The following is a 24,504-nucleotide window of genomic DNA, read 5'->3' as shown; positions in this document are numbered from 1 at the left end:
CCTGATCGGCTAGGTCAGCTCCCGCTGGTCGGCGAACCGCTCGAGCCACGCCACCTGCTCGGGATCCAGGGAGGCCTTGACGTTCTTGGTGGCCTGCTCGAAGTCGGCCTTCGTCACCTTCGGCGCGTCCAGGTCGCGGCGCATCGCCACCAGCGCGGCCTCGCGGACCAGCGCGGCGCAGTCGGCCGAGGAGTACCCGTCGAGGCGCTGCGCCAGCGCGTCGAAGTCGACGCCGGCGGTGACCGGCGTGTGCCGCGCGGAGGCCTTGAGGATGGCCGCCCGCGCCTCGGCGTCCGGCGGCGGGACGTAGATCATCTTGTCGAGGCGACCGGGGCGCAGCATCGCCGGGTCGACCAGGTCGGGCCGGTTGGTGGCGCCGATGACGAACACGTTGTTGAGCGCCTCGACACCGTCGAGCTCGGTGAGCAGCGAGGCGACGACGCGGTCGGTGGTGCCGCCGTCGGTGCCCTGGCCGCGCGGCGGGGCGAGCGCGTCGACCTCGTCCATGAAGATCAGCGTCGGCGCGGCCTGCCGGGCGCGGCGGAACAGCTCGCGGACGGCCCGCTCGGACTCACCGACCCACTTGTTGAGCAGCTCGGCGCCCTTCACGCTCATCACGTTGGTCTGCCCGGAGCCGGCGATCGCCTTGACGAGGAACGTCTTGCCGCAGCCGGGTGGCCCGTAGAGCAGGACGCCGCGCGGCGGGCTGATGCCGAGCCGCTGGTAGGTGTCGGGGTACTGCAGTGGCCACAGCACCGCCTCGGTGAGCGCCTTCTTGGTCTCGGCCATGTCGCCGACGTCGTCGAGGGTGACTCGCGCGACCTCGAGGGTCGAGTCGGCCATCGCCGTCGGCCGGACGACGTCGAGTGCGCCGAGCAGGTCGCCCTGCCCGAGCGTCGGCTTGTCGGCGCCCTTCTGGCGCAGCGCCGCGCGCACCGACGCCTCCCGGCGCAGCGCGAGCAGGTCGGCGGCCACGAACCCCGGCGTGCGGCCGGCGATGTCGTCGAGGCTGACGTCCTCGGCCAGCGGCACCGGCCGCAGGATCGCCTCCAGGATCGCCTTGCGGGTCGGCCGGTCCGGCAACGGGAGGCTGAGCTGGTGGTCCAGGAGGCCTGGGCGGGACAGCTCGGTGGAGACCTCCTCCGGCCGCGCCGTGGTGCACACCACCGCCACCGAGCCGGCCTCGACGGTCTTGGCGATCAGGTCGATGAAGGTCCGCGAGATCGGGTCGGCGTCCTCCCGGGGCGCCAGCGCCTCGACGTCCTGCACCAGCAGGATCGTGGGTGCCTGGCTCTCGGCCTGCGCGACCGCCGCACGCAGCGTGTCGGCGGCCGCGGCCGCCTCGATGGCGGCGATCGTCGGCGCCGACAGCTCGACGACCCCCGCGCCGACGTGCGCGGCGACGGCGCGGACCAGCGTCGCCTTGCCGACCCCCGGAGGACCGCTCACCAGCACGCCGAGCTGCGCGCGGCTGCCGAGCAGATCGAGGACGTCGCGGTGATGGAACCCCAGGTCGAACCACTCGGTGAGCGAGTCGGCCTGCGCCTTGAACCCCGGCAGCTCGTCGAGGGTCGGCGTCGCGTGCGCGGCGACGTCGCGGGCGGGCTGCGCGCTCTGGCTGGTGAGCGCCTGGGCGGCGGGCTTCGTCGCGGACGGCGCCTCGGGAGGCTTGGTCGTGGTCGCCTGGCCGCCGCCGAGCATCCGGTCGGCGGTGGTGGGCGGCATCGGCCGGGCCGGCGCGGGCGTCACCGCGAACAGGTCGCTGTGCGGCTGCGGGGTGCGCGACGTCGGAGGTGTGGTGGCGCTGTGCTGCCAGCCGGGGGCGGCCGCGCCGCCTCGCCAGGCGACGGTCGTCGCACCGGTCACCAGCACCGGCGTCGGGCTGCCGGTGTCGGCGACCTCGACCAGGGTGGTCGTCCACTGCATGCCCATCGCAACCTGCAGGCGGCGGCGCGCGGAGGCGAGGTCGCCGCCGTCGGTGCCCTCGTGCGCGGCACCGTCCAGCGGCAGCAGGGAGATGTCGTCGCCGGTCGTCACCATCTTGCCCAGCAGGGCGCGCCGCAGCAGGTCGGGGGAGATGATGCGGGTGACGTTCTCGCTGCCGATCAGCTCGACCGAGCGGGCCTCGACCAGCGGCAGCTTGCTGACCCGGATCGCGGTGCCGTCCTGCAGGCCGGCGTTGCCCAGGGCGAGGTCGTCGCACAGCAGGATGCCGGGCGGGACGTCGGGGCCGCCCTCGGCGACGATCGCGCCGGTGGCGCGGCTGCCCTCGAGCAGCACCGGATCCCACGGCGCCAGGTCGAGCGCGGCCATGACGTCGCGGTGCATCCGGACGATGCCGCGCCGGGCGTCCAGCACGGCTGCGGTCAGGCGGGCGGTGAGGGTGAGAGTCTGGTCGGCCACGCCCATGACTTTAGGGCTCCGGGCGGGCCGCCGCCGTGGCTAGGCCGAGACCAGCTCGCGGTGCAGCTCGCCCAGCAGGGCGCGCAGCTCGGCGGCGATCGCGTCGTTTGCGAGGCCGGCGTCGGTGAAGGCGGAATGCGCGGCGCCGAGGCCGAAGGTGCGCTCCAGCGGGGCGGCGCCGGCGATCCGCAGGACCTTCACGGCGTCCTCGCGGGCCCACTGAGCGCCGCGGGCGGATCCGCTGGCGGCGAGCACGGCGACCGGCTTGCCGGCGATCGCCCCGGCGCCGAACGGCCGGGAGGCCCAGTCGATCGCGTTCTTGATGACGCCGGACATCGTGCCGTTGTACTCGGGGGTGACCACGACGAGCGCGTCGGCGCCGGAGACGGCGGCCCGGAACTCGGTGACGGTGGTGGGCGCCGCGTCGCCGTCGACGTCCTCGGAGTAGAACGGCAGCGCGTCCAGCGAGCCGTAGACGGTCGCGGCGACGCCCTCCGGCAGGTGGCTGCCCACAGTCTCGGCGAGGCGGCGGTTGGTGGACTCTTCGCGCAGGCTTCCGACGAGGACGAGAACGTTCACGGGGGCTCCAGAGGATCGATCGTTTAAAACTCAACCATTATGCGCGCATCTGCGCCGGCGTGCGTGTGGCGATCGTTACCCGGCAGCGGTCGGGAATGTTCGGCGCCTTTCGCGCATTGACTAATATGTTGAACATTCAACCAAAGGAGTGGACATGCAGTTCGGCATCTTCAGCGTCGGCGACGTAACCCGCGACCCGACGACCGGGCGGACCCCCAGCGAGGGCGAGCGCATCGCGGCCATCACCCAGATCGCCCTGAAGGCGGAGGAGGTCGGGCTCGACGTGTTCGCGACCGGCGAGCACCACAACCCGCCGTTCGTGCCGTCCTCGCCGACGACCCACCTGGCGTACATCGCGGCGAAGACCGAGCGCCTGCGACTCAGCACGGCGACGACCCTCATCACCACGAACGACCCGGTGAAGCTGGCCGAGGACTACGCCTTCCTGCAGCATCTCTCCGGCGGCCGCGTCGACCTGATGATGGGGCGCGGGAACACCGGCCCGGTCTACCCGTGGTTCGGCAAGGACATCCGCAAGGGCGTCCCGATGGCGGTGGAGAACTACCACCTGCTGCGCCGGCTGTGGCGCGAGCGCGTCGTGGACTGGGAGGGCGAGTTCCGCACGCCGCTGCACGGGTTCACCGCGACGCCGCGGCCCCTGGACGACGTCCCGCCGTTCGTCTGGCACGGCTCGATCCGCACGCCGGAGATCGCCGAGCAGGCCGCCTTCTACGGTGACGGCTTCTTCCACAACAACATCTTCTGGAACGCCGAGCACACCAGGCAGATGATCGACCTCTACCGGCGGCGCTTCGAGCACCACGGGCACGGCGCGGCCGACCAGGCCATCGTCGGGCTCGGCGGCCAGGCGTTCATGGCCTCGACCGAGGCCGAGGCCAAGCGGCTCTTCCGGCCGTACTTCGACGTCGCGCCGGTCTACGGCTACGGCCCCTCTCTGGAGTCGTTCACCCGCCAGACGCCGCTGACGGTCGGCACGCCGGAGCAGGTCATCGAGCGCACGCTGTCCTTCGCCGACTACGCCGGCGACTACCAGCGCCAGCTGTTCCTGATGGACCACGCCGGCCTGCCGCTGGAGATGGTGCTCGAGCAGATCGAGATGCTGGGCACGGAGGTCGTGCCGACGCTGCGCGCCGAGTTCGAGCGGCGTCGTCCGGCGCACGTCCCGAGCGACCCGCCCACCCACGAGTCGCTGCGCGCCGAGGGCGCGGACTCCGACCACCGCAAGGTGATCAGCGCGGCCGCGCACCAGAAGGTGGAGGAGACGGTCTGATGCCCCGCACGATCGTGGCGGTGACGGCCGGCCTCTCCCAGCCGTCGTCCACCCGGCTGCTGACCGACCGCATCGCCGACGCCGTGACCGCTGCGGTCACGGCGCGCGGCGAGGCGGTCGACGTCGAGGTGATCGAGCTGCGCGAGCTCGCCGTCGACCTCGCCCAGTCGATGATCACCGGCGGAATGCCGACCGGCCGGGTCGCCGAGGCCCGGGACCGGGTGAGCGCCGCCGACGGCCTGATCGTCGTCACGCCGGTGTTCACCGCCAGCTACAACGGGCTGCTGAAGATGTTCTTCGACCTGCTGGACGTCGACTCCATCAACGGCATGCCGACGATCATCGCCGCCACCGCCGGCACCCCGCGGCACTCGCTGGTGCTCGACCACGCCCTGCGGCCGCTGCTGAGCTACCTGCGCGCGGTCGTGGTGCCCACCGGGGTGTTCGCGGCCACCGACGACTTCGGCGCGGACGGCGGCTCGGATCTCTCCGCGCGGATCGTCCGCGCGGCCGGGGAGCTCGCCGCGCTCGTCGTCGCCGAGACCGGCGCTGTCGAAGGGTTCGCGCCGACCGCGGCCCGGCCGCGGCAGTCCGGCAACACCCTCGGCGAGGTCACCGATTTCGCCGAGCTGCTGCGCGGCCACGCGGGCTGATCGGCCGCCGCCGCCGTCCGGCCGGAACTCCGCAGGCCCGGCGTAAGTTGACCCTTGGACGAGATCCCCGACGAACGGCGGCAGCACCGTGGCGAGATGGCTCAAGGGCAGGCGGCTGGTCGGGCTCGTCGCCGTCGTCCTGGTCGTCGCGGGCTTCGTCGTATGGCGGCAGGTCGCCGGAGCGCCGTCGTACCGCGAGGAGTCGATGCGGCTCGACAGTGCCACCGCCGAGCCGGTCAAGCTCGACGTGACGCTGTTCGTCCCGGACTCCGCCACGTCTGCCGACCCGGCGCCGGCGGTCATCGTCGCGCACGGCTTCGGCGGGACGAAGGACTCGGTGCGCTCCGACGCGATCGATCTCGCGCAGCGCGGGTTCGTCGTCCTGACCTACAGCGCGCGCGGGTTCGGCGCGAGCACCGGCCGGATCTCCCTGGACGCGCCGGACGCCGAGGTCGCCGACGCCCAGCACCTCATCGACTACCTCGCGACCCGGGACGACGTCCGGTCCGACGGGCCCGGCGACCCGCGGGTCGGGATCACCGGAGCGTCGTACGGCGGGGCGCTCGCGCTGCTCGCGGCGGGACACGACCAGCGGGTCGACGCGATCGTCCCGATGATCACCTGGAACCGGTTGTCGCGGGTGTTCTTCCCGAACGCGGCCGGCAGCCCGCAGGGCCTGGCCGGTCCGGCCCTCGACGGCGGCGCCGATCCGGCGCCCGGGGTGTTCAAGCGCGAGTGGGCGGGCACCTTCTTCGGGTTCGGCAAGGGCACCAGCCTGACCAGCCTGCTGACGGGGGCCGGCGACGGCGCGCCCGGTGGCGCGGCCGGTGGTCCGCGGCCCACGGACGGCGCGGCGGCCGAGGCGGACCCGGTCTGCGGGCGGTTCGCCGCCGACATCTGCGCCGTCTACGCGGCCGGCGCGGAGTCCGGCACGCTCGACGCGCAAGGCGTCGCGCTGCTCGACGCGTCCTCGCCGTACTCCGTGGCCGGCAAGATCACGGCGCCCACGATGCTCGTGCAGGGCCAGAACGACTCGCTGTTCCCGTTGAGCGAGGCCGACGCCACCGCCGACCAGCTCCGCGCGGCGGGCACCACGGTGCGCGTGGTGTGGACCGGCGGCGGGCACGACAGCGGCGGCGTGGCGTCGTCGGACGCCGAGCTCGCGCGGGTCCGCCAGCTCACCGGAGACTGGTTCGACTACTACCTCGCCGGTAGCGGCAGCAAGCCCCCCGCCGACTTCGAGCTCGCCCAGCAGACCGGCCTCACCACCCGGGCCGGCAGCGGCCGGCCGACCGCCCGCACGGAGGTCGCCGACGCGTACCCCGCGACCGCCGACCGGCGCGACCTGGCCCTGGTCGGGCCTGCACAGACGGTCGTGCGTCCCCCCGGCGGCACTCCCGGATCGCTGTCGTCGCTGCCCGGCCTGGGCGCGCTCGGCGTCGCCTTCGACCCGCCCGGGCAGGCCGCGTACTTCACCTCCGCCGCGCTCGAGGCGCCGCTGAGCATCGTCGGCAGCCCCACGATCGACGTCACCATCAGCGGGCTGCCGGCCGGCGGGGCGGTGTTCGCGAAGGTGTACGACGCCGGCGGATCGGGCCTGCCCGCGCTGCCCGGCGGACAGGTCGCCCCGGTCGTCGTCCCGCCCAACGAAGGCAGCGTCACCGTCCCCGTCACCCTCCCGGCGATCGCGCACCGCTTCGAGACCGGGCACCGGGTCGTCGTCGCCCTCGCCTCGACCGACCGGGCGTACAGCACGCCGCTCGGCCAGCAGGCGTTCTCCGTTCGGCTGGCCGGCACGGGCCTGCAGTACCCGACCGTCGCGACCCGGGCGCTGTCCGTCGCGGACTCGGTCTGGACGAAGGTCGTCGTCGGCATCGCCGCCGCCGCGGCGATCGGGCTGCTCGGCTGGCTCATCGTCCGGGCCCGCAGCCGCAAGGCCGAGGCGGTCGACCACGATCCCGAGCTCGACGACGTCCCGCTCGTCGTCACCGGGCTGCGCAAGGCGTACCACGACGGGTTCGTCGCCGTCCGCGACGTGTCCTTCCGGGTCGAGCGTGAGCAGGTCGTCGGGCTGCTCGGGCCGAACGGCGCAGGCAAGACGACCACGCTGCGGATGCTCATGGGCCTGATCCACCCCACCGACGGCGAGCTGCGGGTGTTCGGGCACCGGGTCCGGCCGGGCGCGCCCGTGCTGAGCCGGCTGGGGTGCTTCGTCGAGGGGGTCGGCCTCATGCCGCACCTGAGCGGGCGCGACAACCTGCGGCTGTACTGGGCGGCGACCGGGCGGCCGGAGTCCGACGCGCGGTTCGACGAGGTGCTCGAGATCGCCGGTCTGGGCGCGGCCGTGGACCGCAAGGTGCGCACCTACTCCCAAGGCATGCGCCAGCGGGTGGCCATCGCGCAGGCGATGCTCGGCCTGCCGGAGCTGCTCATCCTGGACGAGCCGACGAACGGGCTGGACCCGCCGCAGATCGCCGAGATGCGCAAGGTGCTGCAGTCGTACGCCGTGGACGGCCGCTCGGTGCTCGTCTCCAGCCACCAGCTCGCCGAGGTGGAGCAGACCTGCTCGCACGTGGTGGTCATCAACACCGGCGAGGTGATCGCCGGCGGCACCGTCGCCGAGGTCGTCGGCGTCGGCGGGGAGATCGACCTCGACGTCGACGACGGCGTCCGCGCGGCCGCGGTGATCGCGGACCTGCCCGGCGTCCGGGTGACCGAGGCGAAGGGCACCCGGCTGGCCGTCGAGCTCACCGACGCGCGGCCGAGCGAGGTCGTCGGCGCACTCGTCGCCGCCGGCGTCGCCGTCGAGCAGGTCGTGCCACGGCGCCATCTCGAGGACGCCTTCCTGGCACTGGTCGGAGGAGGGGCATGAGCGCCGAGACCGTCACCGCGCACGGCTACCGGGCCGGGCGCACCCTGCCCTACCGGGTGGAGCTGCGCCGGCAGCTCAGCCGCCGGCGTACCCTCGCCGTCTTCGCCTTCATGGGGGTGCTGCCGCTGATCCTCATCGGCGCGTTCGCGCTGGGCGACGCCCAGAACAGCGGCCCCGACGGGCGGGTCAACCTCATCGACGTCGCCACGAGCAGCGCGTTCAACTTCGTGCTGTTCGTGTTCTTCGTGACCACCGGCTTCTTCCTCGTCGTGGTGTTCGCGCTGTTCTTCGGTGACACGGTGGCGTCGGAGGCGCAGTGGGGGAGCCTGCGGTATCTGCTGGCCGCTCCGGTCCCGCGCATGGTGCTGCTGCGCCGCAAGCTCGTCGTGGCCCTGATGCTTTCCGTCGCCGCGATCCTCGCCCTCGTCGGCCTCGCCCTGCTGGCCGGCTGGATCGCGTACGGCTGGAAGCCGGTCTCCACACCGGTCGGCATCGAGATCGCCACCGGCGACATGTGGTGGCGGCTGGCGGCGATCGTCGGCTACCTCATCGTGAACCTGCTGATGGTCGGCTCGCTGGCGTTCTACCTCTCGGTGCGCACCGACGCGCCGCTCGCCGCGGTCGGCGGCACGGTCTTCATCGTGATCGTCTCCTCGATCCTCGGGCAGATCGACGCCCTGGGGAACCTGCGCAACGCGCTGCCCACGTCGTACAACTTCGCGTGGATCGGCATGCTCGGCGACCCGCCGGACACCGCCGACATGGCCAGCGGCATCGGCTGGTCGCTCGCGTACGCCGCCGTCCTCACCGCCCTGGCCTTCTGGCAGTTCCGCCGCAAGGACGTCACCTCCTAGCCCGAAGCCGAAAGCGGCCCAGCACCCGGCTGCCGGACCGCCGCCCCCGAAAGCGGGCTTCGCCGCCGAAAGCGGGGAAGCTTCCCCGCTTCTGCCGACCAACCCCGCTCGGCGTCTGGCCGCGCGCCTGTCCACAGGCGACGAGATCTGCACAGCCACCCCGCCGTCGGAGCCCGGATGTCCCGGGTCGGCGGCATCCTCGGGGTCATGGTGCTGCCTTCGAGCCTCACGTCCTTGGCCGCGGTTCGCGACGGCGTGCTGATCCGGCGGGAGATCCTGGCCGCCGGCTACTCGCCGGACGACATCGGCCGGTGGCATGCCGACGGTGAGCTGCGACCGATCTGGCGCGGCATCTTCGGCACCGGACCGGTGCCGGACGACGAGGTGGGCCGCCACGCCGAGCGCGCGGTTGCGCTGTCGCACGCGTACGGCGAACGGGCCGTGATCAGCCACCACTCCGCGCTGATCGTCGCGGGTCTCCCGACGTACGGCGTGGACCTGTCGACCGTCCGGATGCTCCGCCGCAACCGCGGGGACTCCCTCACCACGCCCGGCGTTCGGTTCAGCCGGTCGCGGGTCGACTTCGTGGCGCACGTCGACAGAGGCGTACGCCGGGTGCACGAAGCGGTCGCGATCGCGCAGGTCGCTGTGGAGAGTGGGATCGAGGCCGCCGTCGTCTCCGGCGATGCCGCGTTGCGCTCTGGGATCGTCGATCGCGAGGCGCTGGTCGCCGGGGCGCAGCTGCTCGGCCTGATCCGCCATGGGGGACGTCCGATGCGGGCCGTCGAGCTGATGGACGGCCGCTCGGAGTCGCCGGGGGAGTCGTTGCTGCGGCTCATCGCCGTCCGCCACGAGATCGACCTGGAGCCGCAGCACGTCGTCCACGATGCGACCGGGAAGTTCGTCGCGCGCTGCGACTTCAGGGTCGTGGGCGCGCCGGTCGTGGTGGAGTTCGACGGCAAGGTGAAGTACCAGGGGCCGATGGACGGCGACCGCACCGTGAAGCACGCCGCGGGGAACCCGTTGTTCGCGGAGAAGCAGCGCGAGGACGCCCTCCGACGGCTCGGCTGGCGCGTCCTGCGGTTCGTGTGGGCCGACCTCGCCGACCCGGCCGCTGTGGTGGCCCGGCTGCGGGCCGAAAGCTGAAGCGGGCTTCGAGGGCGAGAGCGGGGAAGTTTCCCCGCTCTCGCCGCCAAAGCCCGCTTTCGTCCGCCTGGGTAGGGCGGCGCAGCAGCTAGCCGGCCATCGACTCGGCCTGCGCCGCCTTCATCCGCTCGGCGTGCGCCGAGCCGGAGCGCATCGGCAGCTGCTTGATCAGCAGCGCGATCAGGAAGCCGACGACCATGATCGGCAGCGCGAAGTGGTAGACCATCTGCATCGCGTCGACGAACGAGTCGTAGATGCCGTTCTGCAGCGGCTTGCTCAGCTGGCCGATCTGCTTGACGGCCGCCGAGTCGGCGAGCATCTTCTGCAGCAGCTGCGGCGTGAGGTCGGGCATCGCGAGCAGCTGCTTCGCGGCGCCGACCTGGGCCTCGGTGACCCCCGGCGGCAGCTGGCCGGACGACGCCGCGTCCACGAGCTGCTGGGCCTGGGCGCGCAGCGCCTCGATGTCCGGCTTGGCCGAGGCCAGCGGCTCCTTGATCGACTTGATGAACTGCCCGTTGAGGATCGATCCGAAGATCGCGATGCCGATCGTGCCGCCGAGCTGCCGGATGAACGTCTGCGTGGAGGTCACCACGCCGAGCTGCTCGACCGACGCGCCGTTCTGCCCGGCGAGCACCAGGTTCTGCATGCACAGGCCGAGACCGATGCCCAGCACGAGCATGTAGAGGCTGAAGATCCACATCGAGGTGTCGCGGTCGACGGTGCCCAGCAGGAACATCGCCGCCGTCAGCACGAGGGTGCCGGCGAGGATGAACACCTTGTACTTGCCGAGCTTGCTGATCAGCTGGCCGGAGATGATCGAGGCGCTCATGATGCCGGCCACCATCGGGATGATCGCCAGACCGGCCTCGGTGGCGCTCAGGCCCTGGATGATCTGCAGGTACTGCGAGACGTAGATGATCGCGCCGAACATGCCGAAGCCGACGACGAAGCCCACTGCGGTGGTCGTGGAGATGACCCCGTTGCGGAAGATCGACAGCGGCAGGATCGGCTCGTCGACCCGCGACTCCCACCACACGAAGACGACCGTGGCGACCGCGGCGACGACGAAGTAGCTGATGATCTTGCCCGAGGTCCAGCCGTCGGTGTTGCCGAACTCGAGCGCGAGCAGCAGCGTCGAGACGGCGAGGACCAGCAGCGCGGCGCCGAAGTAGTCGATCTTGACCTTCCGCTTGATGTGCGGGATGTGGAAGTGCTTGACGACGAGGTAGATCGCGACGATGCCGACCGGGATGTTGATCCAGAAGCACCAGCGCCAGTCGATCGAGTCAGTGAACCAGCCGCCGAGCAGCGGGCCGACGACCGAGGACAGCCCGAATACCGCGCCGAAGTAGCCCTGGTACTTGCCGCGCTGCCGCGGGGGCACGATGTCGCTGATGATGGTGAACGCCAGCGGCATCAGACCGCCGGCGCCGAGGCCTTGGACGCCGCGGAAGATGATCAGCTGCGTCATGCTCTGGCTCAGCCCGGCGAGCACCGAGCCGACGAGGAAGACGCCGATCGAGAACAGGAAGACCGGACGCCGGCCGAGCAGGTCGGAGATCTTCCCGTACAGAGGGGTGGACGCCGTTGCGAACAGCATGTACGACGTGACGACCCAGGGGATCTCGTCGAACGCCCGGAACTCCCCGGCGATCGTCTTCAGCGCGGTCGAGACGATGGTCTGGTCGAGAGCGGCGAGGAACATGCCGGCCAGCAGGCCGAACATGATCGCCATGATCTCCTTGTGCGGCAGCTCGCCGCTGCGGGCGTCGACGGACCCGGCGGTCGCGTCGGAGGTCGTGGAAGACACGGATGCGCTCCTGGAAGCTAGTGGATGATGAAGCGGGCGAGACGAGTCGGCGGACCCGGCGTCGGTCAGGGACCGAAGCCGGCCATGCGGCGGGCGTTCGCGACCACGAGCGAGTCGGCGAGCCGGCTCAGCACGGTGTCCAGTCGGTCGCGATCGTCGTCGCTCCAGTCGGCGAGGGCCGCCTCGAGCCGTTCCCGGCGCAGGGCGTCCTGATCGGCCAGCAGCTGCTCGCCGTCGTCGGTCAACGACAGCAGCTGCGCGCGCCGGTCGGCCGGGTCGGGGGAGCGTTCCACGAGGCCGCGCTCCTCGAGGGACCGCAGGTGACGGCTGATCGTGGACTGATCGAGAGCGCACGCGCCGGCGACCGCCGACGAGCGCGCGGTGGTGAGCTGACGGATGACGTACATCGCGACGATGGCGCTCTTGTCGAGCCCCATCGTCTGTGCGCCGTGGTTCACCGCCCGGACGACGGAGAACAGCGACGCCATGATCTTGTCCATCTGGTCGTCCGTGCTCACGCGATCAGTAAACGCCTCGATAGATGCACGATGCAAGCAAAATACCGACGAATTGGTGTGACCTAGCAATCATCATCACGACCGCCGTACGCCGCTGAGCGGCGGCTGAGAACCGCGCGTCAGGAGAGCTCGATCCGCTGCCCCTCGTCGCCGTCCTCCTTCACGTCGCCGGACAGCCGGCCCAGCAGGCGGGCGAGGTCGACGCCGGTGAGGTCCTTCGAGAGCTGGATGCCCGCGGCCACATTGGAGGCGACCGACTTCGACAGCGCGCCGGCGCCGTCCGCGCTGATCACCGTCATCTTCTCCACGCCCGCCATCGGCGCGCTCGCCTGCGCGACGACCTCGGGCAGCACCTTCACCAGCAGATCGAGGATCGCCGCCTCGCCGTACGTCGCGAACGCCGAGGCGCGCTTGTCCATCGCCTCGGCCTCCGCCTGCCCCTTGGCGAGGATGGCGCTGGCCTCCGCGCGGCCCTCGGCCTCGACGGCCTGGGCGATGGCCGCACGGCGCAGCTTCTCCGCCTCGCCGCGCTTGGCGCCCTCGATGGCCTCGGCGTTCGCCAGCGCGGTACGCCGCGCCTGCTCGCCCTCGCCGGAGAGCCGGGCCTGCTCGGCCTGCGCCATCGCGGCGGCGATGGTGGACTGCCGGTCCGCCTCGGCCTTGGCGATCGCGGCGTTCTTGTTCGCCTCGGCCTGCTGCTCGACGCGGTACCGCTCGGCGTCGGCGGGCTTGCGCACCTCGGTGTCGAGCTGGCGCTCGGTGAGCGCGGCGGTGCGCTCGGCCACCTTCTCCTTCTCGGTGAGGATGCGCTGGTCCTGCGCGGCCTGGGCGAGGGGGCCGGCGGACGCCGCCTCGGCCTTGGCCGCGTCGATCTGCGCGCTGATCTCGGCGCGCTTGAGCTCGAGCTGCCGGTTGGCGACCGCGATCGCCTCGGCGGCGAGCAGCTGCTCCTGCTCGGCGGCCTGCCGGGCCCGGGCCTCGGCGATCGCCGCCTCCTTGATCACCCGGGCCGCCTCCGGCCGGCCGAGGTCGGCCAGGTAGGTGCCCTCGGCCTGGATGTCCTGCAGCTGGAAGGTGTCCAGCACCAGACCCTGGCCGGTCAGCGACGCCTCGGCCTCCTCGGCGACCGCCGAGGCGAACGCCGCGCGGTCGCGGATGATCTCCTCGATCGTCAGCCGCCCGACGATCGAGCGCAACGCGCCGGCCAGCACCTCGGAGGTGAAGATCTCGATGCCGTCCTGCTGGTTGAGGAAGCGCTGCGCGGCGGCGCGGATGGCGCTCTCGTTGCCGCCGACCTTCACGATCGCCACGCCCTCGAGGTCGCACTTGACGCCCTGCTTGGAGACCGCGCCCCGGATGCCGACCGGGATGCGCCGGCTGGAGAGGTCGATCGAGTGCAGCTTCTGCACGATCGGCAGCACGAACACCGACGCGCCCATGACCACCTTCTGTCCGGACATGTCGGTGCTGATGCTGCCGTCGGCCCCGGTGACCGCGCGCCCGCGCCGCCCGGTCACCAGGAACGCCTGGTTCGGACCGGCGACCTTGATGCGGGAGAGCACCAGCAGCACCAGCAGGATGATGAGCACGACACCGCCGGCGACGGCGATGAGGACTGGCGACATGGGTGAGCTCCTTGGGGGGCTAGTCGGGTGGGGGTAGCGGGTGCTCGTCGAGGCCGACGACCTCGACGGCGGTCGAGGAGAGCGCTCGTACGACGAGGATCTGGGCGCCGCGTTCCAGGGCGACGTCGCTGCGGGCGGAGTACTTCAGGTCCTGGCCGGCGAGCCGCACCCGCACCTCGCCGTACCCGGTCGCCGGGATGCGCGTGATGACGACGCCGAGCGCCCCGGCGACGTCGTCGTCGGAGAGGGTGCGGTCGGTGCGCATGTTCATCAGCCCCCGGGACAGCCGGACGGCGAACCAGGCCAGCGGGAGCGCGCCCAGCAGGCCGATGCCGGCGCTGAGCACCGCGCGGACCGCGTCACCGGGGATCGGCAGCAGGGCGCTCGCGGCCGCTCCGGCGAAGCCGACACCGCCGATGAACGCGGCGACGGCCGGGAACGAGAAGGGCCCGTCGGCGTCCAGGCCGCCGAGGTGCAGGAGGTCGCCGACGACCAGGGCCAGCAGCAGCAGGCCTGCGCCGAGCGCGCCGGCCGTCAAGAAGCCCAGCGTCACCGGGTCCACGTCTGCTTCCTCTCACGAAGTCTTAACAGAATAGCGAACCGCCGCGCACCCGAGGAAGGCGATGCGCGGCGGTCGCGGGACGTGCGGGACGGTGGCTACCTGGCGGCCTCGAAGCCGGTCTCGAGGTCGGCGAGGATGTCCTCGATGCCCTCGATGCCGACGGCCAGCCGCACGAGGCCGGGCGTGACACCGGCCGCGGTGAGGTCGTCACCGGAGAGCTGGCTGTGCGTCGTGGTGGCCGGGTGGATGACCAGCGAGCGCACGTCGCCGATGTTGGCGACGTGGCTGTGCAGCGTCAGCGCGTCGACGAACCTCGCGCCCGCCTCCTTGCCGCCGGCGATCTCGAAGGACAGCACCGCGCCGGCGCCCTTGGGCGTGTACTTCTGCGCGAGGTCGTAGTACGGCGAGCCCTCGAGCGAGGACCAGATGACCTTCTCGACCTGCGGGTGCCCCTGCAGGAACTCCGCGACCTTGCGGGTGTTCTCCAGGTGCCGGTCCATCCGCAGGCTGAGGGTCTCGATGCCCTGCGAGACGAGGAACGCGTTGAACGGCGAGATCGCCGGCCCCAGGTCGCGCAGCAGCTGCACGCGGGCCTTGAGGATGAACGACAGGTTCGCCCCGAACGCCGAGCCGACGCCGAGGTCCTTGGCGTAGGTCAGCCCGTTGTACGACGGGTCGGGCTGGTTGTAGTTCGGGAAGCGCTCCGGGTGCTGCGCGAAGTCGAAGCTGCCGCCGTCTACGATCACGCCGGCGATCGACGTCCCATGGCCACCGAGGTACTTCGTCGCGGAGTGGATGACGACGTCGGCGCCGTGCGAGAGCGGGTTGAGTACGTACGGCGTGGCGATCGTGTTGTCGACGATGAGCGGGACGCCGGCGTCGTGCGCGACGGCGGCGATCGCCTCGATGTCGAGGATCTGGCCGGACGGGTTGGCGATGGTCTCGCCGAAGAACAGCTTGGTGTTGTCGCGGACGGCGTCCTTCCAGGACTGCGGATCGGTCGGGTCGGTGACGAAGGTCGTCTCGATGCCGAGCTTGCGCAGCGTGTGCTTGAGCAGGTTGTAGGTGCCGCCGTACAGCGACGGCGAGGCGACGACGTGGTCGCCGGCCTCGGCGACGTTGATGATCGCCAGCGTCTCCGCCGACTGCCCGGAGGCGAGCAGCAGCGCGCCCACGCCGCCCTCCAGGGCGGCGATCCGTCCCTCGACCGCCTCCTGGGTGGGGTTGGTGATGCGGGTGTAGATGGGGCCGAGGTCGCTGAGGGCGAAGCGGGCCGCGGCCTGCTCGGCGTCCTTGAACACGAACGACGTCGTCTGGTAGATCGGCAGCGCGCGCGAGCCGGTCACCTCGTCGGCGGTCTGGCCGGCGTGGATCTGCTTGGTCTCGAACGACCAGTTCTCAGGGGCGGTGCTCATGACAGTTCTCTCCCGTGGAGGTCAGGGGTCCTTCGATGCCGAAAGAACCCGCGCTTGCAGGCGATCGGACCTGATCGCCTGCCCGGTCCTCACCCGGAGCACCCCACCGCAGGTGGAGGGTTGCCGTCCAGCCAGCCGGGGCTTGTCGCTGGATCTCGTGACCTGGTTCAAATTTATACGACACCGGATCGGGGCCCGGCAGCCGGGGCGTCGTTCGCCGGAAGGTCCCGATGACGTTGTGGTTTTGTTACCCGTTGTCAATCGCACCGGCCAGCGCGCTCCCGGTAACGTGAGCGCCGGTCGTCGTTCAGCACCTGCAGTGTGTGTGCGGGGAGCAAGACCCGGGCCCGGCAACCGTGGGGCCTGAACCCAGCATCACATCAGGAGTGCACGTGGCACAGGGAACCGTGAAGTGGTTCAACGCCGAAAAGGGCTTCGGCTTCATCGCTGTCGACGGCGGCCAGGACGTCTTCGTCCACCACTCGGCGATCGTCATGGACGGCTACCGCGCCCTCGACGAGGGCCAGCGCGTCGAGTTCGAGGTCACCCAGAGCGACAAGGGCCCGCAGGCCGACCAGGTCCGCATCGTCGGCTGACCCGCATCACCCTCTGATCTGCCCGAAGGGCCCGCACCGAGTCTCGGTGCGGGCCCTTCGGCGGTCCGGGTCAGAGCAGCGGGATCAGGGCGGTGCGGTCCTCGACGGGCAGCCACCACTGGCCGTCGACGAACGCCTCGGCGACGGCATGGAAGTCCATCGGGTCCAGCCCCGGCGCGTAGACCGCGGCCAGCCGTGCGGGGACCGACATCCCCCGCAGCAGGGCGATGACGAGGTGCGCGAAGTCGCGGCACACCCCCTGGCGCTGCCGAACTCGGACTGCGCGACGTGGAACAGCACGTCCACTCGCTGTACCGGCTGGGCCGGAGGTACACCTGCTCCGTGCGTTTCATGCGATCCTTCCGGGCCGCCTCAGACGGCGAGCCGCGTCCCATTCTCCGACAGCTCGGCGAACCCGCCGGCGGCGCGCTCGAAGGCCGCCGCCGCGCGCAGCACGAGGGCGTCGTCGTTGCGCCGGCCGACGATCTGCAGACCGACCGGCAGCCCGTCGCTGAGTCCGCAGGGGATCGAGGCCGCGGGCTGCTGGGTCATGTTGAACGCCGCGACGTAAGGGCTCCAGGACATCCAGTCCTCGGCGGCGTACGCCGGCGGCGCGAGGACCCCGGCCTCGAAGGCGACCAGCGGCAGGGTGGGGCCCACGAGCAGGTCGTAGCCCTGGTGGAAGCGGCCCATCGCCGATCCGAGCTCTGCCTTGAAGGTGGACGCCGCCACCAGCTGCGCGGCGGACAGCGTCTCCCCCCGCCGGGCCATCTCGACCAGCGCCGGGTCGAAGAGGCCGCGACGGTCCTCCGGCACCGACTGGTAGACCTTCGCGAGGCCGCCGTGCCACAGCACGGACAGCGCGCCCGCGACCCCGGAGAGGTCCGGGCAGTCCTCGACGACGTCCGCGCCGAGCGAGCGCAGCACGTCGGCGGCGGCGGCGACGCTGCGGGCGACCCCCGGCTCGATCGGCACCGGCAGGCCGAAGTCCGGCGTGAAGGCGATGCGCACGCCCGCGAGCCCGTCGACGTCGGCCGTGGGGTCGTACACCGGCGGCCCGGGCCAGCTGGTGCCGTCGCGCGGGTCGGGGTGCGCGATCGCGGTCAGCAGCAGGCCGACGTCCGCGACGCAGCGGGCCATCGGGCCCTGGTGCGACATGCCCTCGAACGGACTGCCCGGCAACGCCGCAACGCGCCCGTAGGTCTGCTTGATGCCGGCCAGGCCGGAGAACGCGCACGGGATGCGGATCGAGCCGGCGCCGTCCGAGCCGAGCGCGAGCGGCCCCGCCCAGGCGGCGAGCGCGGCGGCCGCGCCCCCGCTCGAGCCGCCCGGCGTGCGCTCGAGGTTCCACGGGTTGCGGGTGACGCCGGTCAGCGGGCTGTCGGTGACGCCCTTGCACGCGTTGTCCGGCAGCGTCGTCCGGCCGAACAGCACCGCTCCCGCCTCCAGTAGACGGTCGACGGCCGGACCGTTCTCCGGGGCCGGCCCGGCGTCGGTGGTGGCCGATCCCTTGCGGCACGGCAGCGCGGCCATCGGCACGTTGTCCTTGATGGACGTCGGGACGCCGTCGATGCGGCTCAAGGGGGCACCGGCGCGCCAGCGCTGCTCGGCGCGACCGGCCTGCTCGAGAGCGGCGTCGTCGAGGAGCGTGGTGAACGCGTTGATGTGGTCGTCGACGGCGTGCGCGCGCTCGAGCACGGCTCGGGTCGCCTCCACGGGCGAGAGCTCACCCGAGGCGTATGCCGCGGAAAGCTCGGTGGCCGTCAGCTGAACGAGGTCGGTCATGCGGCCAACCCTGCCGCCGACGGGCCGCCGGCGCAACCTGCCACCCCGAGCTAGCAGACCTGGCGGCACCAGCCGTGCGGGTCGGCGGCGCGCCCGAGCTGGATGTCGAGCAGGTGCTGGCGCATCGCCATCGTCTTCTCGCCGACCTGCCCGCCGGCGATGTCCGCCGAGTCGGTGTCGCTGGCGAAGTGCACGATCGGCGTGATGACCGCCGCGGTGCCGCACGCGAAGACCTCGGTGATCGCCCCGGAGCGGGCGCCGTCGATCAGCTCGCGCAGCCCGACGGTGCGCTCGATCGGCGTCAGGCCGTGCTCGGCGGCGAGCGCGAGCACGCTGTCGCGGGTGACCCCCTCGAGGATCGTGCCCAGCCCCGGAGTGATCAGCTCGCCGTCCGCGGTCACCAGGCAGATGTTCATCGTCCCGGACTCCTCCAGTGAGGAGCCGTCCGGATCGAGGTAAAGCACCTGGTCGCAGCCGTGCTCGGCGGCCTCCACCTGGGCGGCCAGGCTCGCGGCGTAGTTGCCGCCGCACTTCGCCGCGCCGGTACCGCCGCGCGCCGCCCGCGTGTACTGCGCGCTGATCCACAGCCGCACGCCGGGCGCGTCGCCGGCCTGCTTCTTGAAGTACGCCTCGGCCGGTGAGGCGATCACCCGGAAGGCGATCTCGTGGGCCGGCCGGACGCCGAGGAACGGCTCGACGGCCACCATGTACGGGCGCAGGTAGAGCGACTCCTCGGTGTGCACGGTGGGCACCCAGGCGGCGTCCGCCCGCACCAGCTCCTCGACCGCCCGCAGGAAGTCGTCGGCCTCCATGGCCGGCAGGCACAGGCGGGCCGCCGAGCGCTGGAAGCGCGCCGCGTTCATCTCCGGCCGGAACAGCCAGATCGATCCGTCGTCGCGGCGGTAGGCCTTCAGGCCCTCGAAGATCTCCTGCGCATAGTGCAGCACGGCGGCGGCGGGGTGCAGCACGAACGGTTCCAGCGCGCGCACCGCGTCGTCCCGCCAGCCGCCGTCGGGCGTCCAGGTCGCCGCGGCCATGTGATCGGTGAAGTGCACGCCGAAGCCGGGGGCGGCCAGGATCTCCGCCCGCCGCGCGTCGGGTACTGCGTGGTCGCTGCGGGTGGTCGGAAAGCTCAGCATGCCTTCGATCCTAGGACCTGGGGCAAGGCGGCTACTTCTTCTTCGGCACCGCGACCTCGCGCAGGTTGGTGCGTCCGCTGGGCATCTGGCGGACGCCGGACACGCCGTCCTGGAAGCCGGCCGCGAGGTAGGTCATGCAGACCGGGATCATGTGCGGAGGGCTCTTCACCCACGCGTCCATGAACTTCTCGTACGCCGGGGCCCGCTTGGCCGGGTCGAGCGGCGCGGCGCCCTCGGCGCCGTACTGGACGAGCTCCGGGTACTGCGCGCCGCCGGGGTTGAACAGTGCCTTGGGCGCGAGGTAGCGGCTCATGATCGCATCGGGGTCGTTGATGCCGGTGTAGACCGACGAGAACGTGGGGGTGACCTTGTCGATGGCGAACTCCTGGACCTGCGGCACCGGCGGCAGCGAGTGGATCTGGAGGTTGATGCCGACCTGGGCGAGCTGGTTCTGCAGCACCTCCGCGAACTTGGTGTAGATCGTGACGTTCGGGGCGGCGGTCGTCACGTCGAGCTTGGTGACGCCCTTGCTCTCGAGGATCTTCTTGGCGGCCTTCGGGTCATAGGGGAAGATGTCGAGCCCGTCGCCGATCTTCTTGCTGTAGCCGGGGCTGCTCTTGGGGAACGGCTGGATCTGCGGCACGCAGTACCCGTCGTACAGACCCTGGGAGATCGCCTTGCGGTCGATCGCCATGTTGAGCGCCTTGCGCACCTCGGGGTCGTCGAACGGCTTCACGCCCGCGTTGACCATGAAGTAGATATAGATCGTGCTGGGCTCGGTGACGACGTTCTTGTGGGCCGCGGACACCGTGTCCAGCATGTCGGCGTTGATGGCCGCGCCGTCGACCTCGCCGGACTGCAGCGCGTTGAAGCGCGTCTGGTCGTCGGGCATGTAGTAGTACGTGCGGGTGGCGACGTGCTGGGCGTCGGGATCCCAGTAGTTCGGGGTCTTGGCGTACTCGACCTTGTTGCCGGGGTCGATCGCGGTGGCGGTGTACGGGCCCACGCCGACCGGCTTGGACTCCAGCTGCCCGGCCTGCGCGGCGGCCGGCGAGACCATCATGCCGGCGCGGCCGGCGAGACCGCTGACCAGCGAGCCCAGGCCGCCGGAGAGGTTGAGGTTGACGGTGTACTCGTCGACCACGTCGATGGACTGGATCTGGTAGACCTCGCCGGAGATCCGGCTGGTCGCCGCGCGGGAGCGGTCGAGGTTGAACTTGACCGCCTCGGCGTTGAACGGCGTGCCGTCGGAGAACGACAGGCCCTTCTTCAGCTTCAGCGTCAGCGTCTTGTTGTCGGCGGACGGCGTGAACTCCTCCGCGAGCATCGAGACGATCTTGCCCTCGTCGTCCTCCTGCAGCAGCCGGTCGTAGACCGGCTCGAAGAAGCTGATGTCGCCGCCGGTGACGCTCTTGGTCGGATCCCAGCTGGACGCGAACGCGGTGTACGCCCAGGAGAAGTGCCCGTTCGCGTCGAAGTCCTTCGCGAGCTTGATGTTGCTCGGGTACTTGCTGTCGTCCGCCGCCTTCGACTTGTTGGGCGCGTCGCCGCACCCGGCGAGCAGCAGGCCGACGGCGAGCATGCCGGACGTCATCCGCAGGGACCTCTTCATTGGTGCTCCTTCGTGGCGAGGCCGGCGCGAACCGCCGGGCGGTCGTCGAAATCCTGATCGGAGTATGTCGACTGAGCGCGGCCTCGGGCGATTGACTGAGCACTCGTTACATTATTGTGACCCCCGCCACTTCGTCGCGGCGCCGAGCAGGCGGACGGCGGGCCAGGCGAGCAGCCCGAGCCCCGCCGCCAGCAGGGCGTCGGCAGGACGCAGCGGCACGGTGCGCAGCAGGTCCTGCAGCGCGGGCGCGTAGACGCCGGCGAGCGCCAGCGCCAGCGAGCCGGCCACCGCCAGCGGCAGCCACGGGTTCAGCGAGCTGAACGGGCGGGGCCGCAACCCCAGGGCGGTGCCCAGCTGCAGGCAGGTGAGGGCCAGGAACAGCATGCTCTGCCACGGGCGGCCGGTCGCCTGCCCCCAGATCCCGAGCCCGAGGCACAGCGCGGCGATCAGCAGCCCCATGGCGGTCGCGCGCCGCCACAGACCGCCGGCCAGCACGCTCTGCCCGAGCGGGCGCGGTGGCCGGCGCAACACGTCCGGCTCCGCGGGCTCGGCGCCCATCGCGACGCCGGTCAGCCCGTGGGTGAGCAGGTTGACCCACAGGATCTGCGTCGCCAGCAGCGGGGTCAGCAGACCCACGAACGGGCCGGCGAGCATCACCAGGATCTCCGCCAGGCCCCCGGAGAGCCCGAAGACCAGGAAGCTGCGGATGTTGTGGTAGACCCGGCGGCCCTCCTCCACCGCGGCCACCACCGTGGCGAGCTCGTCGTCGGCGAGCACCAGGTCCGCGGCCTGCCGGGCCACCTCGGTACCCCGCCCGCCCATCGCGACGCCGATATGCGCGCGGTGCAGCGCCGGGCCGTCGTTCACGCCGTCGCCGGTCATCGCCACGACCGCGCCGCGGCGCTGCCACGCCTCGACGATGTCGAGCTTCTGCTCCGGGGTGGCGCGGGCGAACACGCGGGCGGCCGTGCGGTCCAGCGCGGGGTCGGCCTGCAGCTGCGCGCCGGTGACGACGGCGTCCGGATCGTCGGCGGCGGCGGCGTCCAGGACGCCGACCTGCAGGGCGATGGCCCGCGCGGTGGCCGGGTGGTCACCGGTGATCAGCACCGGCGCGATGCCCGCGGCTCGGCACTGCATGATGACGCTGCGCGCGTTGGGCTTGGCCGGGTCGGCCATCGCGACCAGGCCCAGCAGCCGCTGCGCGGCGTCTGCCCAGGCGTCGGCCGGCGCCGTCCCGGAGGTCAGGGCGAGCACCCGCAGGCCGCGGGCGGCGAGCTGCGCCGCCTGCCGCTCGGCCTCGGCCCACCGGCCGTCCCGGTCGTCGCCGGCCCGGGCGCGCAGCGCCTCGACCGAGCCTTTGGTCACCACCAGGACGTCGGGGTCGCCGCCGCGCTGGTGGGCGGTGGTCATCGACTGCGCGACGCTGTCGAAGGGGCGCTCGGCGAGCCGTGGGGTGCGCGTCTCGAGGTCCTCCCGCCCGAGGCCGGCGCGCGCGGCGACGACGAGCAGGGCGACCTCGGTGGGGTCGCCGACCCCGCCCGGGCCGCCGGTGCCGGCCAGCCGCGCGTCGTTGCAGAGCGCCCCGGCGGCCAGCAGGTCGCGCAGGTCCGGCGGGACGTCGCGCAGCCGATGCCCGTCCGCGGACACGAAGCCGCCGTCGGCCGCGACCCGCACCGACCGCTGCGGCGTCCACAGCGCCTCCACCGCCATCGCGCCCTCGGTCAGCGTGCCGGTCTTGTCGGTGGCCAGCACGGAGACCGACCCGAGGGTCTCGACGGCCGGCAGATGGCGCACGACGGCGTTCCGGGCCGCCATCCGCCGGGCACCCTGGGCGAGGCTGAGCGTGACGACCGCGGGCAGCGATTCCGGTACCGCCGCGACGGCGAGACCGATCGCGGTCAGCAGCATCTCCTCCAGCGCCTGCCCGCGCGCCAGCCCCAGTACCAGGACGAGCAGGCAGCTGACCACCGCGCCGAGCGCGAGGGCGCGCCCCAGCCGGGCCAGCCGCTGCTGCAGCGGCGTCATCTGGGCGCGGGTGTCCAGCAGGGCCGCGATCCGCCCGAGGGCGCTGGTGCCGCCGGTCGCCTCGACCAGGGCGACGCAGCGGCCCTTGACCACGACGGTGCCGGCCAGCAGCCGCGGGTCGGCGTCGCGCGTCGCGCCCGCCGGGGCCTTGCCGACGGGGACCGACTCGCCGGTCAGCGCCGCCTCGTCGACCAGCAGGGCAGCGGCGTCCAGCACGGCGCAGTCGGCCGGCACGATGTCGCCCTCGCCGAGCACCACGACGTCGCCGGGCACCAGCTGCGTGGAGAGCACTGCGTGCTCGGCGCCGTCCCGGCGGACCCGCACCGTGGGCGCGCTGAGCGCGGCAAGCGCCGTGATGGCCCGGTCGGCCTTGATCTCCTGGGCCACGCCCACCGTCGTGTTCACGACCACGACGAGCGCGATCACGATCGCCTCGGTCAGCTCGCCGGTGAGCAGGGTGAGCAGCAGGGCGCCCAGCAGCACCAGGATCAGCGGGTCGCGCAGCTGGCTCAGGACGCTCGACGTCGTCGAGAGGCGCCCCCGGCTGCGCACCTCGTTGGGCCCGACGTCGGCGAGCCGTCGTCGCGCCTCGGCGGTGCTGAGCCCGTCGTGGGTCTGGCGGGTCATGGTGCCGGTGGCCTTGCCGGTGCCCGGCGTACCGGGCGCAGCCCCTTCACCAGCCCGTCGACGAGGGCCACCGCCGGGCCGGTGGCGGCGGCCAGCAGCCAGCCGAGCAGCGGCGGCCAGCTGCCGCCCAGGAGCTCGGCGAGCGGCCCGATGCCGAGGAAGGCCAGCAGCAGCACGACCTCGGCGCCGACCGCCGCGAGCACCAGCGGGTTGCCGGTCGGTCGCAGCCGCCACACCGGCAGCGTGGTGCTGCGGCAGGCGAACGCGTTGACCATCTGGCCGATCGCGATGCCGGCGAAGGCGGCTCCGGAGGCGGCCGCGAGCAGCGCCGCGTCCGGCGTGCGTCCCCAGCGCCAGCCGCCGGCGACCAGGACGGCGGTGAAGGCGGTCAGCGACAGCACCGCCTCGGTCGGGCCGAGCACCGCGAACGCGCGCGCGAGCAGCGCCCGGTCGACGAGGGCGCGGCCCCGGTGGGCGGTGAGCACGGTACGTCGGGGCGGCTCGGCGCCGAGCGCGAGCGCCGGCAGCATGTCGGTGCCGATGTCCAGCGCGAGCACCTGCAGCACGCTCAGCGCGAGCGGGTACGCGCCGCCGGTCAGCGCCCAGGCGGCGAACGGCGCCAGCTCGGCGACGTTGTCGGTCAGGTGGTAGGTCAGGAAGCGGCGCACGTTCTGGAAGGTCGCCCGGCCGAGCTCGATGGCGGCGACGATGGTGGCGAAGTGGTCGTCCAGCAGCACGAGGTCCGCGCTCTCGCGGGCGACGTCGCTGCCGGACGCGCCCATGGCCACGCCCACGTCCGCCTCGCGCAGGGCGGGGGCGTCGTTGACGCCGTCGCCGGTCATCGCGACGACGTGGCCGCGCGAGCGCAGCGCCCGCGCGATGCGCAGCTTGCCCTCCGGCGACACCCGGGCGACGACCGCGCCGTCGGGGCAGTCCAGCTGCGCGGCGAGGGTGGCGTCGTCCGCCGGCAGCCGCCGGCCGTCCAGGACGGC

General features: G+C 72.4%; 18 protein-coding genes, 1 pseudogene and 1 riboswitch. Of the genes and pseudogenes, 6 read left to right on the top strand and 13 right to left on the bottom strand.

Going from position 1 to position 24,504, the window contains the following annotated elements; all coding sequences use genetic code 11:
• Window positions 1-9 precede the first annotated feature (9 nt).
• The gene (locus tag F8A92_RS11060; RefSeq protein ID WP_228389378.1) at window positions 10-2,403 is read right to left on the bottom strand and encodes an AAA family ATPase; all 2,394 of its coding nucleotides are present in this window, start codon (window positions 2,401-2,403) and stop codon (window positions 10-12) included.
• 39 nt (window positions 2,404-2,442) lie between these two features.
• Window positions 2,443-2,982, bottom strand: coding sequence for an NADPH-dependent FMN reductase (locus F8A92_RS11055; protein WP_153505220.1), 540 nt, complete (start codon window positions 2,980-2,982; stop codon window positions 2,443-2,445).
• 154 nt (window positions 2,983-3,136) lie between these two features.
• On the opposite strand from F8A92_RS11055, the gene F8A92_RS11050 reads away from it, so the two are divergent.
• The 5 genes from F8A92_RS11050 (at window position 3,137) to F8A92_RS11030 (ending at window position 9,798) form a co-directional block, all read left to right on the top strand.
• Window positions 3,137-4,273: an LLM class flavin-dependent oxidoreductase gene (locus tag F8A92_RS11050; RefSeq protein ID WP_153505219.1), complete on the top strand. Its 1,137-nt coding sequence runs from the start codon at window positions 3,137-3,139 to the stop codon at window positions 4,271-4,273.
• Window positions 4,273-4,926, top strand: coding sequence for an FMN reductase (locus F8A92_RS11045; protein WP_153505218.1), 654 nt, complete (start codon window positions 4,273-4,275; stop codon window positions 4,924-4,926). The genes F8A92_RS11050 and F8A92_RS11045 overlap by 1 nt, the downstream gene beginning before the upstream one ends.
• 88 nt (window positions 4,927-5,014) lie before the next feature.
• Window positions 5,015-7,798 carry an alpha/beta fold hydrolase gene (locus F8A92_RS11040; RefSeq protein WP_153505217.1) on the top strand — a complete coding sequence of 928 codons (2,784 nt, stop codon included), beginning with the start codon at window positions 5,015-5,017 and terminating at the stop codon, window positions 7,796-7,798.
• Window positions 7,795-8,652, top strand: a complete 858-nt coding sequence (locus F8A92_RS11035; RefSeq protein ID WP_153505216.1) for an ABC transporter permease — start codon at window positions 7,795-7,797, stop codon at window positions 8,650-8,652. The genes F8A92_RS11040 and F8A92_RS11035 overlap by 4 nt, the downstream gene beginning before the upstream one ends.
• A 177-nt stretch (window positions 8,653-8,829) precedes the next feature.
• The gene (locus F8A92_RS11030) at window positions 8,830-9,798 is read left to right on the top strand and encodes a PDDEXK family nuclease (RefSeq protein ID WP_153505215.1); all 969 of its coding nucleotides are present in this window, start codon (window positions 8,830-8,832) and stop codon (window positions 9,796-9,798) included.
• 88 nt (window positions 9,799-9,886) lie between these two features.
• Here F8A92_RS11030 and F8A92_RS11025 read toward each other — a convergent pair whose 3' ends face one another.
• From F8A92_RS11025 to F8A92_RS11005, 5 genes are all read right to left on the bottom strand, one after another.
• Entirely contained in the window at window positions 9,887-11,608 is a 1,722-nt protein-coding gene (locus F8A92_RS11025) for a DHA2 family efflux MFS transporter permease subunit (RefSeq protein ID WP_153505214.1), read from the bottom strand.
• A 65-nt stretch (window positions 11,609-11,673) separates the two neighbouring features.
• Window positions 11,674-12,126 (bottom strand): MarR family winged helix-turn-helix transcriptional regulator, encoded by a 453-nt coding sequence (locus tag F8A92_RS11020; RefSeq protein ID WP_153505213.1) that lies wholly within the window; start codon window positions 12,124-12,126, stop codon window positions 11,674-11,676.
• Between the two features lie 119 nt (window positions 12,127-12,245).
• On the bottom strand, window positions 12,246-13,751 hold the full coding sequence (locus tag F8A92_RS11015) for a flotillin family protein (protein ID WP_153505212.1): 1,506 nt from the start codon (window positions 13,749-13,751) through the stop codon (window positions 12,246-12,248).
• Window positions 13,752-13,770: 19 nt separating this feature from the next.
• The gene (locus tag F8A92_RS11010; protein ID WP_153505211.1) at window positions 13,771-14,313 is read right to left on the bottom strand and encodes a hypothetical protein; all 543 of its coding nucleotides are present in this window, start codon (window positions 14,311-14,313) and stop codon (window positions 13,771-13,773) included.
• 95 nt (window positions 14,314-14,408) lie between these two features.
• On the bottom strand, window positions 14,409-15,728 hold the full coding sequence (locus F8A92_RS11005) for a bifunctional o-acetylhomoserine/o-acetylserine sulfhydrylase (protein WP_153505210.1): 1,320 nt from the start codon (window positions 15,726-15,728) through the stop codon (window positions 14,409-14,411).
• Between the two features lie 45 nt (window positions 15,729-15,773).
• Window positions 15,774-15,891, bottom strand: a riboswitch (SAM riboswitch).
• Between the two features lie 229 nt (window positions 15,892-16,120).
• On the opposite strand from F8A92_RS11005, the gene F8A92_RS11000 reads away from it, so the two are divergent.
• The gene (locus tag F8A92_RS11000; RefSeq protein WP_153505209.1) at window positions 16,121-16,324 is read left to right on the top strand and encodes a cold-shock protein; all 204 of its coding nucleotides are present in this window, start codon (window positions 16,121-16,123) and stop codon (window positions 16,322-16,324) included.
• 70 nt (window positions 16,325-16,394) lie between these two features.
• Here the strand turns inward: F8A92_RS11000 and F8A92_RS10995 are convergent.
• The 6 genes and pseudogenes from F8A92_RS10995 to F8A92_RS10970 all read right to left on the bottom strand — a co-directional run.
• Window positions 16,395-16,631 (bottom strand): annotated as a pseudogene (locus tag F8A92_RS10995) (transglutaminase-like domain-containing protein); the annotation flags it as partial.
• Window positions 16,632-16,696: 65 nt separating this feature from the next.
• On the bottom strand, window positions 16,697-18,109 hold the full coding sequence (locus F8A92_RS10990) for an amidase (protein WP_153505208.1): 1,413 nt from the start codon (window positions 18,107-18,109) through the stop codon (window positions 16,697-16,699).
• A 50-nt stretch (window positions 18,110-18,159) separates the two neighbouring features.
• The gene (locus F8A92_RS10985; protein WP_153505207.1) at window positions 18,160-19,248 is read right to left on the bottom strand and encodes a branched-chain amino acid aminotransferase; all 1,089 of its coding nucleotides are present in this window, start codon (window positions 19,246-19,248) and stop codon (window positions 18,160-18,162) included.
• Between the two features lie 31 nt (window positions 19,249-19,279).
• Window positions 19,280-20,860, bottom strand: coding sequence for an ABC transporter substrate-binding protein (locus F8A92_RS10980; RefSeq protein WP_153505206.1), 1,581 nt, complete (start codon window positions 20,858-20,860; stop codon window positions 19,280-19,282).
• 111 nt (window positions 20,861-20,971) lie between these two features.
• Complete coding sequence (locus F8A92_RS10975; protein WP_153505205.1) at window positions 20,972-23,512, bottom strand: cation-translocating P-type ATPase; 2,541 nt, start codon at window positions 23,510-23,512, stop codon at window positions 20,972-20,974.
• A partial coding sequence (locus F8A92_RS10970; protein WP_153505204.1) for an HAD-IC family P-type ATPase occupies window positions 23,509-24,504 on the bottom strand: 996 nt, incomplete at its 5' end. The genes F8A92_RS10975 and F8A92_RS10970, both read right to left, overlap by 4 nt.

It is taken from the genome of Cumulibacter manganitolerans (genome assembly GCF_009602465.1).
In the GTDB taxonomy this organism is placed as follows: domain Bacteria; phylum Actinomycetota; class Actinomycetes; order Mycobacteriales; family Antricoccaceae; genus Cumulibacter; species Cumulibacter manganitolerans.
Note: the sequence above shows the minus strand (reverse complement) of the source record. Positions and strands in the feature narration are given on the sequence as shown.

Coding starts and splice junctions, on each gene's coding strand:
- F8A92_RS11050 (WP_153505219.1), top strand. CDS start 3,137: ATGCAGTTCGGCATCTTCAGCGTCGGCGACGTAACCCGCGACCCGACG.
- F8A92_RS10985 (WP_153505207.1), bottom strand. CDS start 19,248: ATGCTGAGCTTTCCGACCACCCGCAGCGACCACGCAGTACCCGACGCG.
- F8A92_RS11045 (WP_153505218.1), top strand. CDS start 4,273: ATGCCCCGCACGATCGTGGCGGTGACGGCCGGCCTCTCCCAGCCGTCG.
- F8A92_RS10980 (WP_153505206.1), bottom strand. CDS start 20,860: ATGAAGAGGTCCCTGCGGATGACGTCCGGCATGCTCGCCGTCGGCCTG.
- F8A92_RS11030 (WP_153505215.1), top strand. CDS start 8,830: ATGTCCCGGGTCGGCGGCATCCTCGGGGTCATGGTGCTGCCTTCGAGC.
- F8A92_RS11035 (WP_153505216.1), top strand. CDS start 7,795: ATGAGCGCCGAGACCGTCACCGCGCACGGCTACCGGGCCGGGCGCACC.
- F8A92_RS10975 (WP_153505205.1), bottom strand. CDS start 23,512: ATGACCCGCCAGACCCACGACGGGCTCAGCACCGCCGAGGCGCGACGA.
- F8A92_RS10990 (WP_153505208.1), bottom strand. CDS start 18,109: ATGACCGACCTCGTTCAGCTGACGGCCACCGAGCTTTCCGCGGCATAC.
- F8A92_RS11015 (WP_153505212.1), bottom strand. CDS start 13,751: ATGTCGCCAGTCCTCATCGCCGTCGCCGGCGGTGTCGTGCTCATCATC.
- F8A92_RS11005 (WP_153505210.1), bottom strand. CDS start 15,728: ATGAGCACCGCCCCTGAGAACTGGTCGTTCGAGACCAAGCAGATCCAC.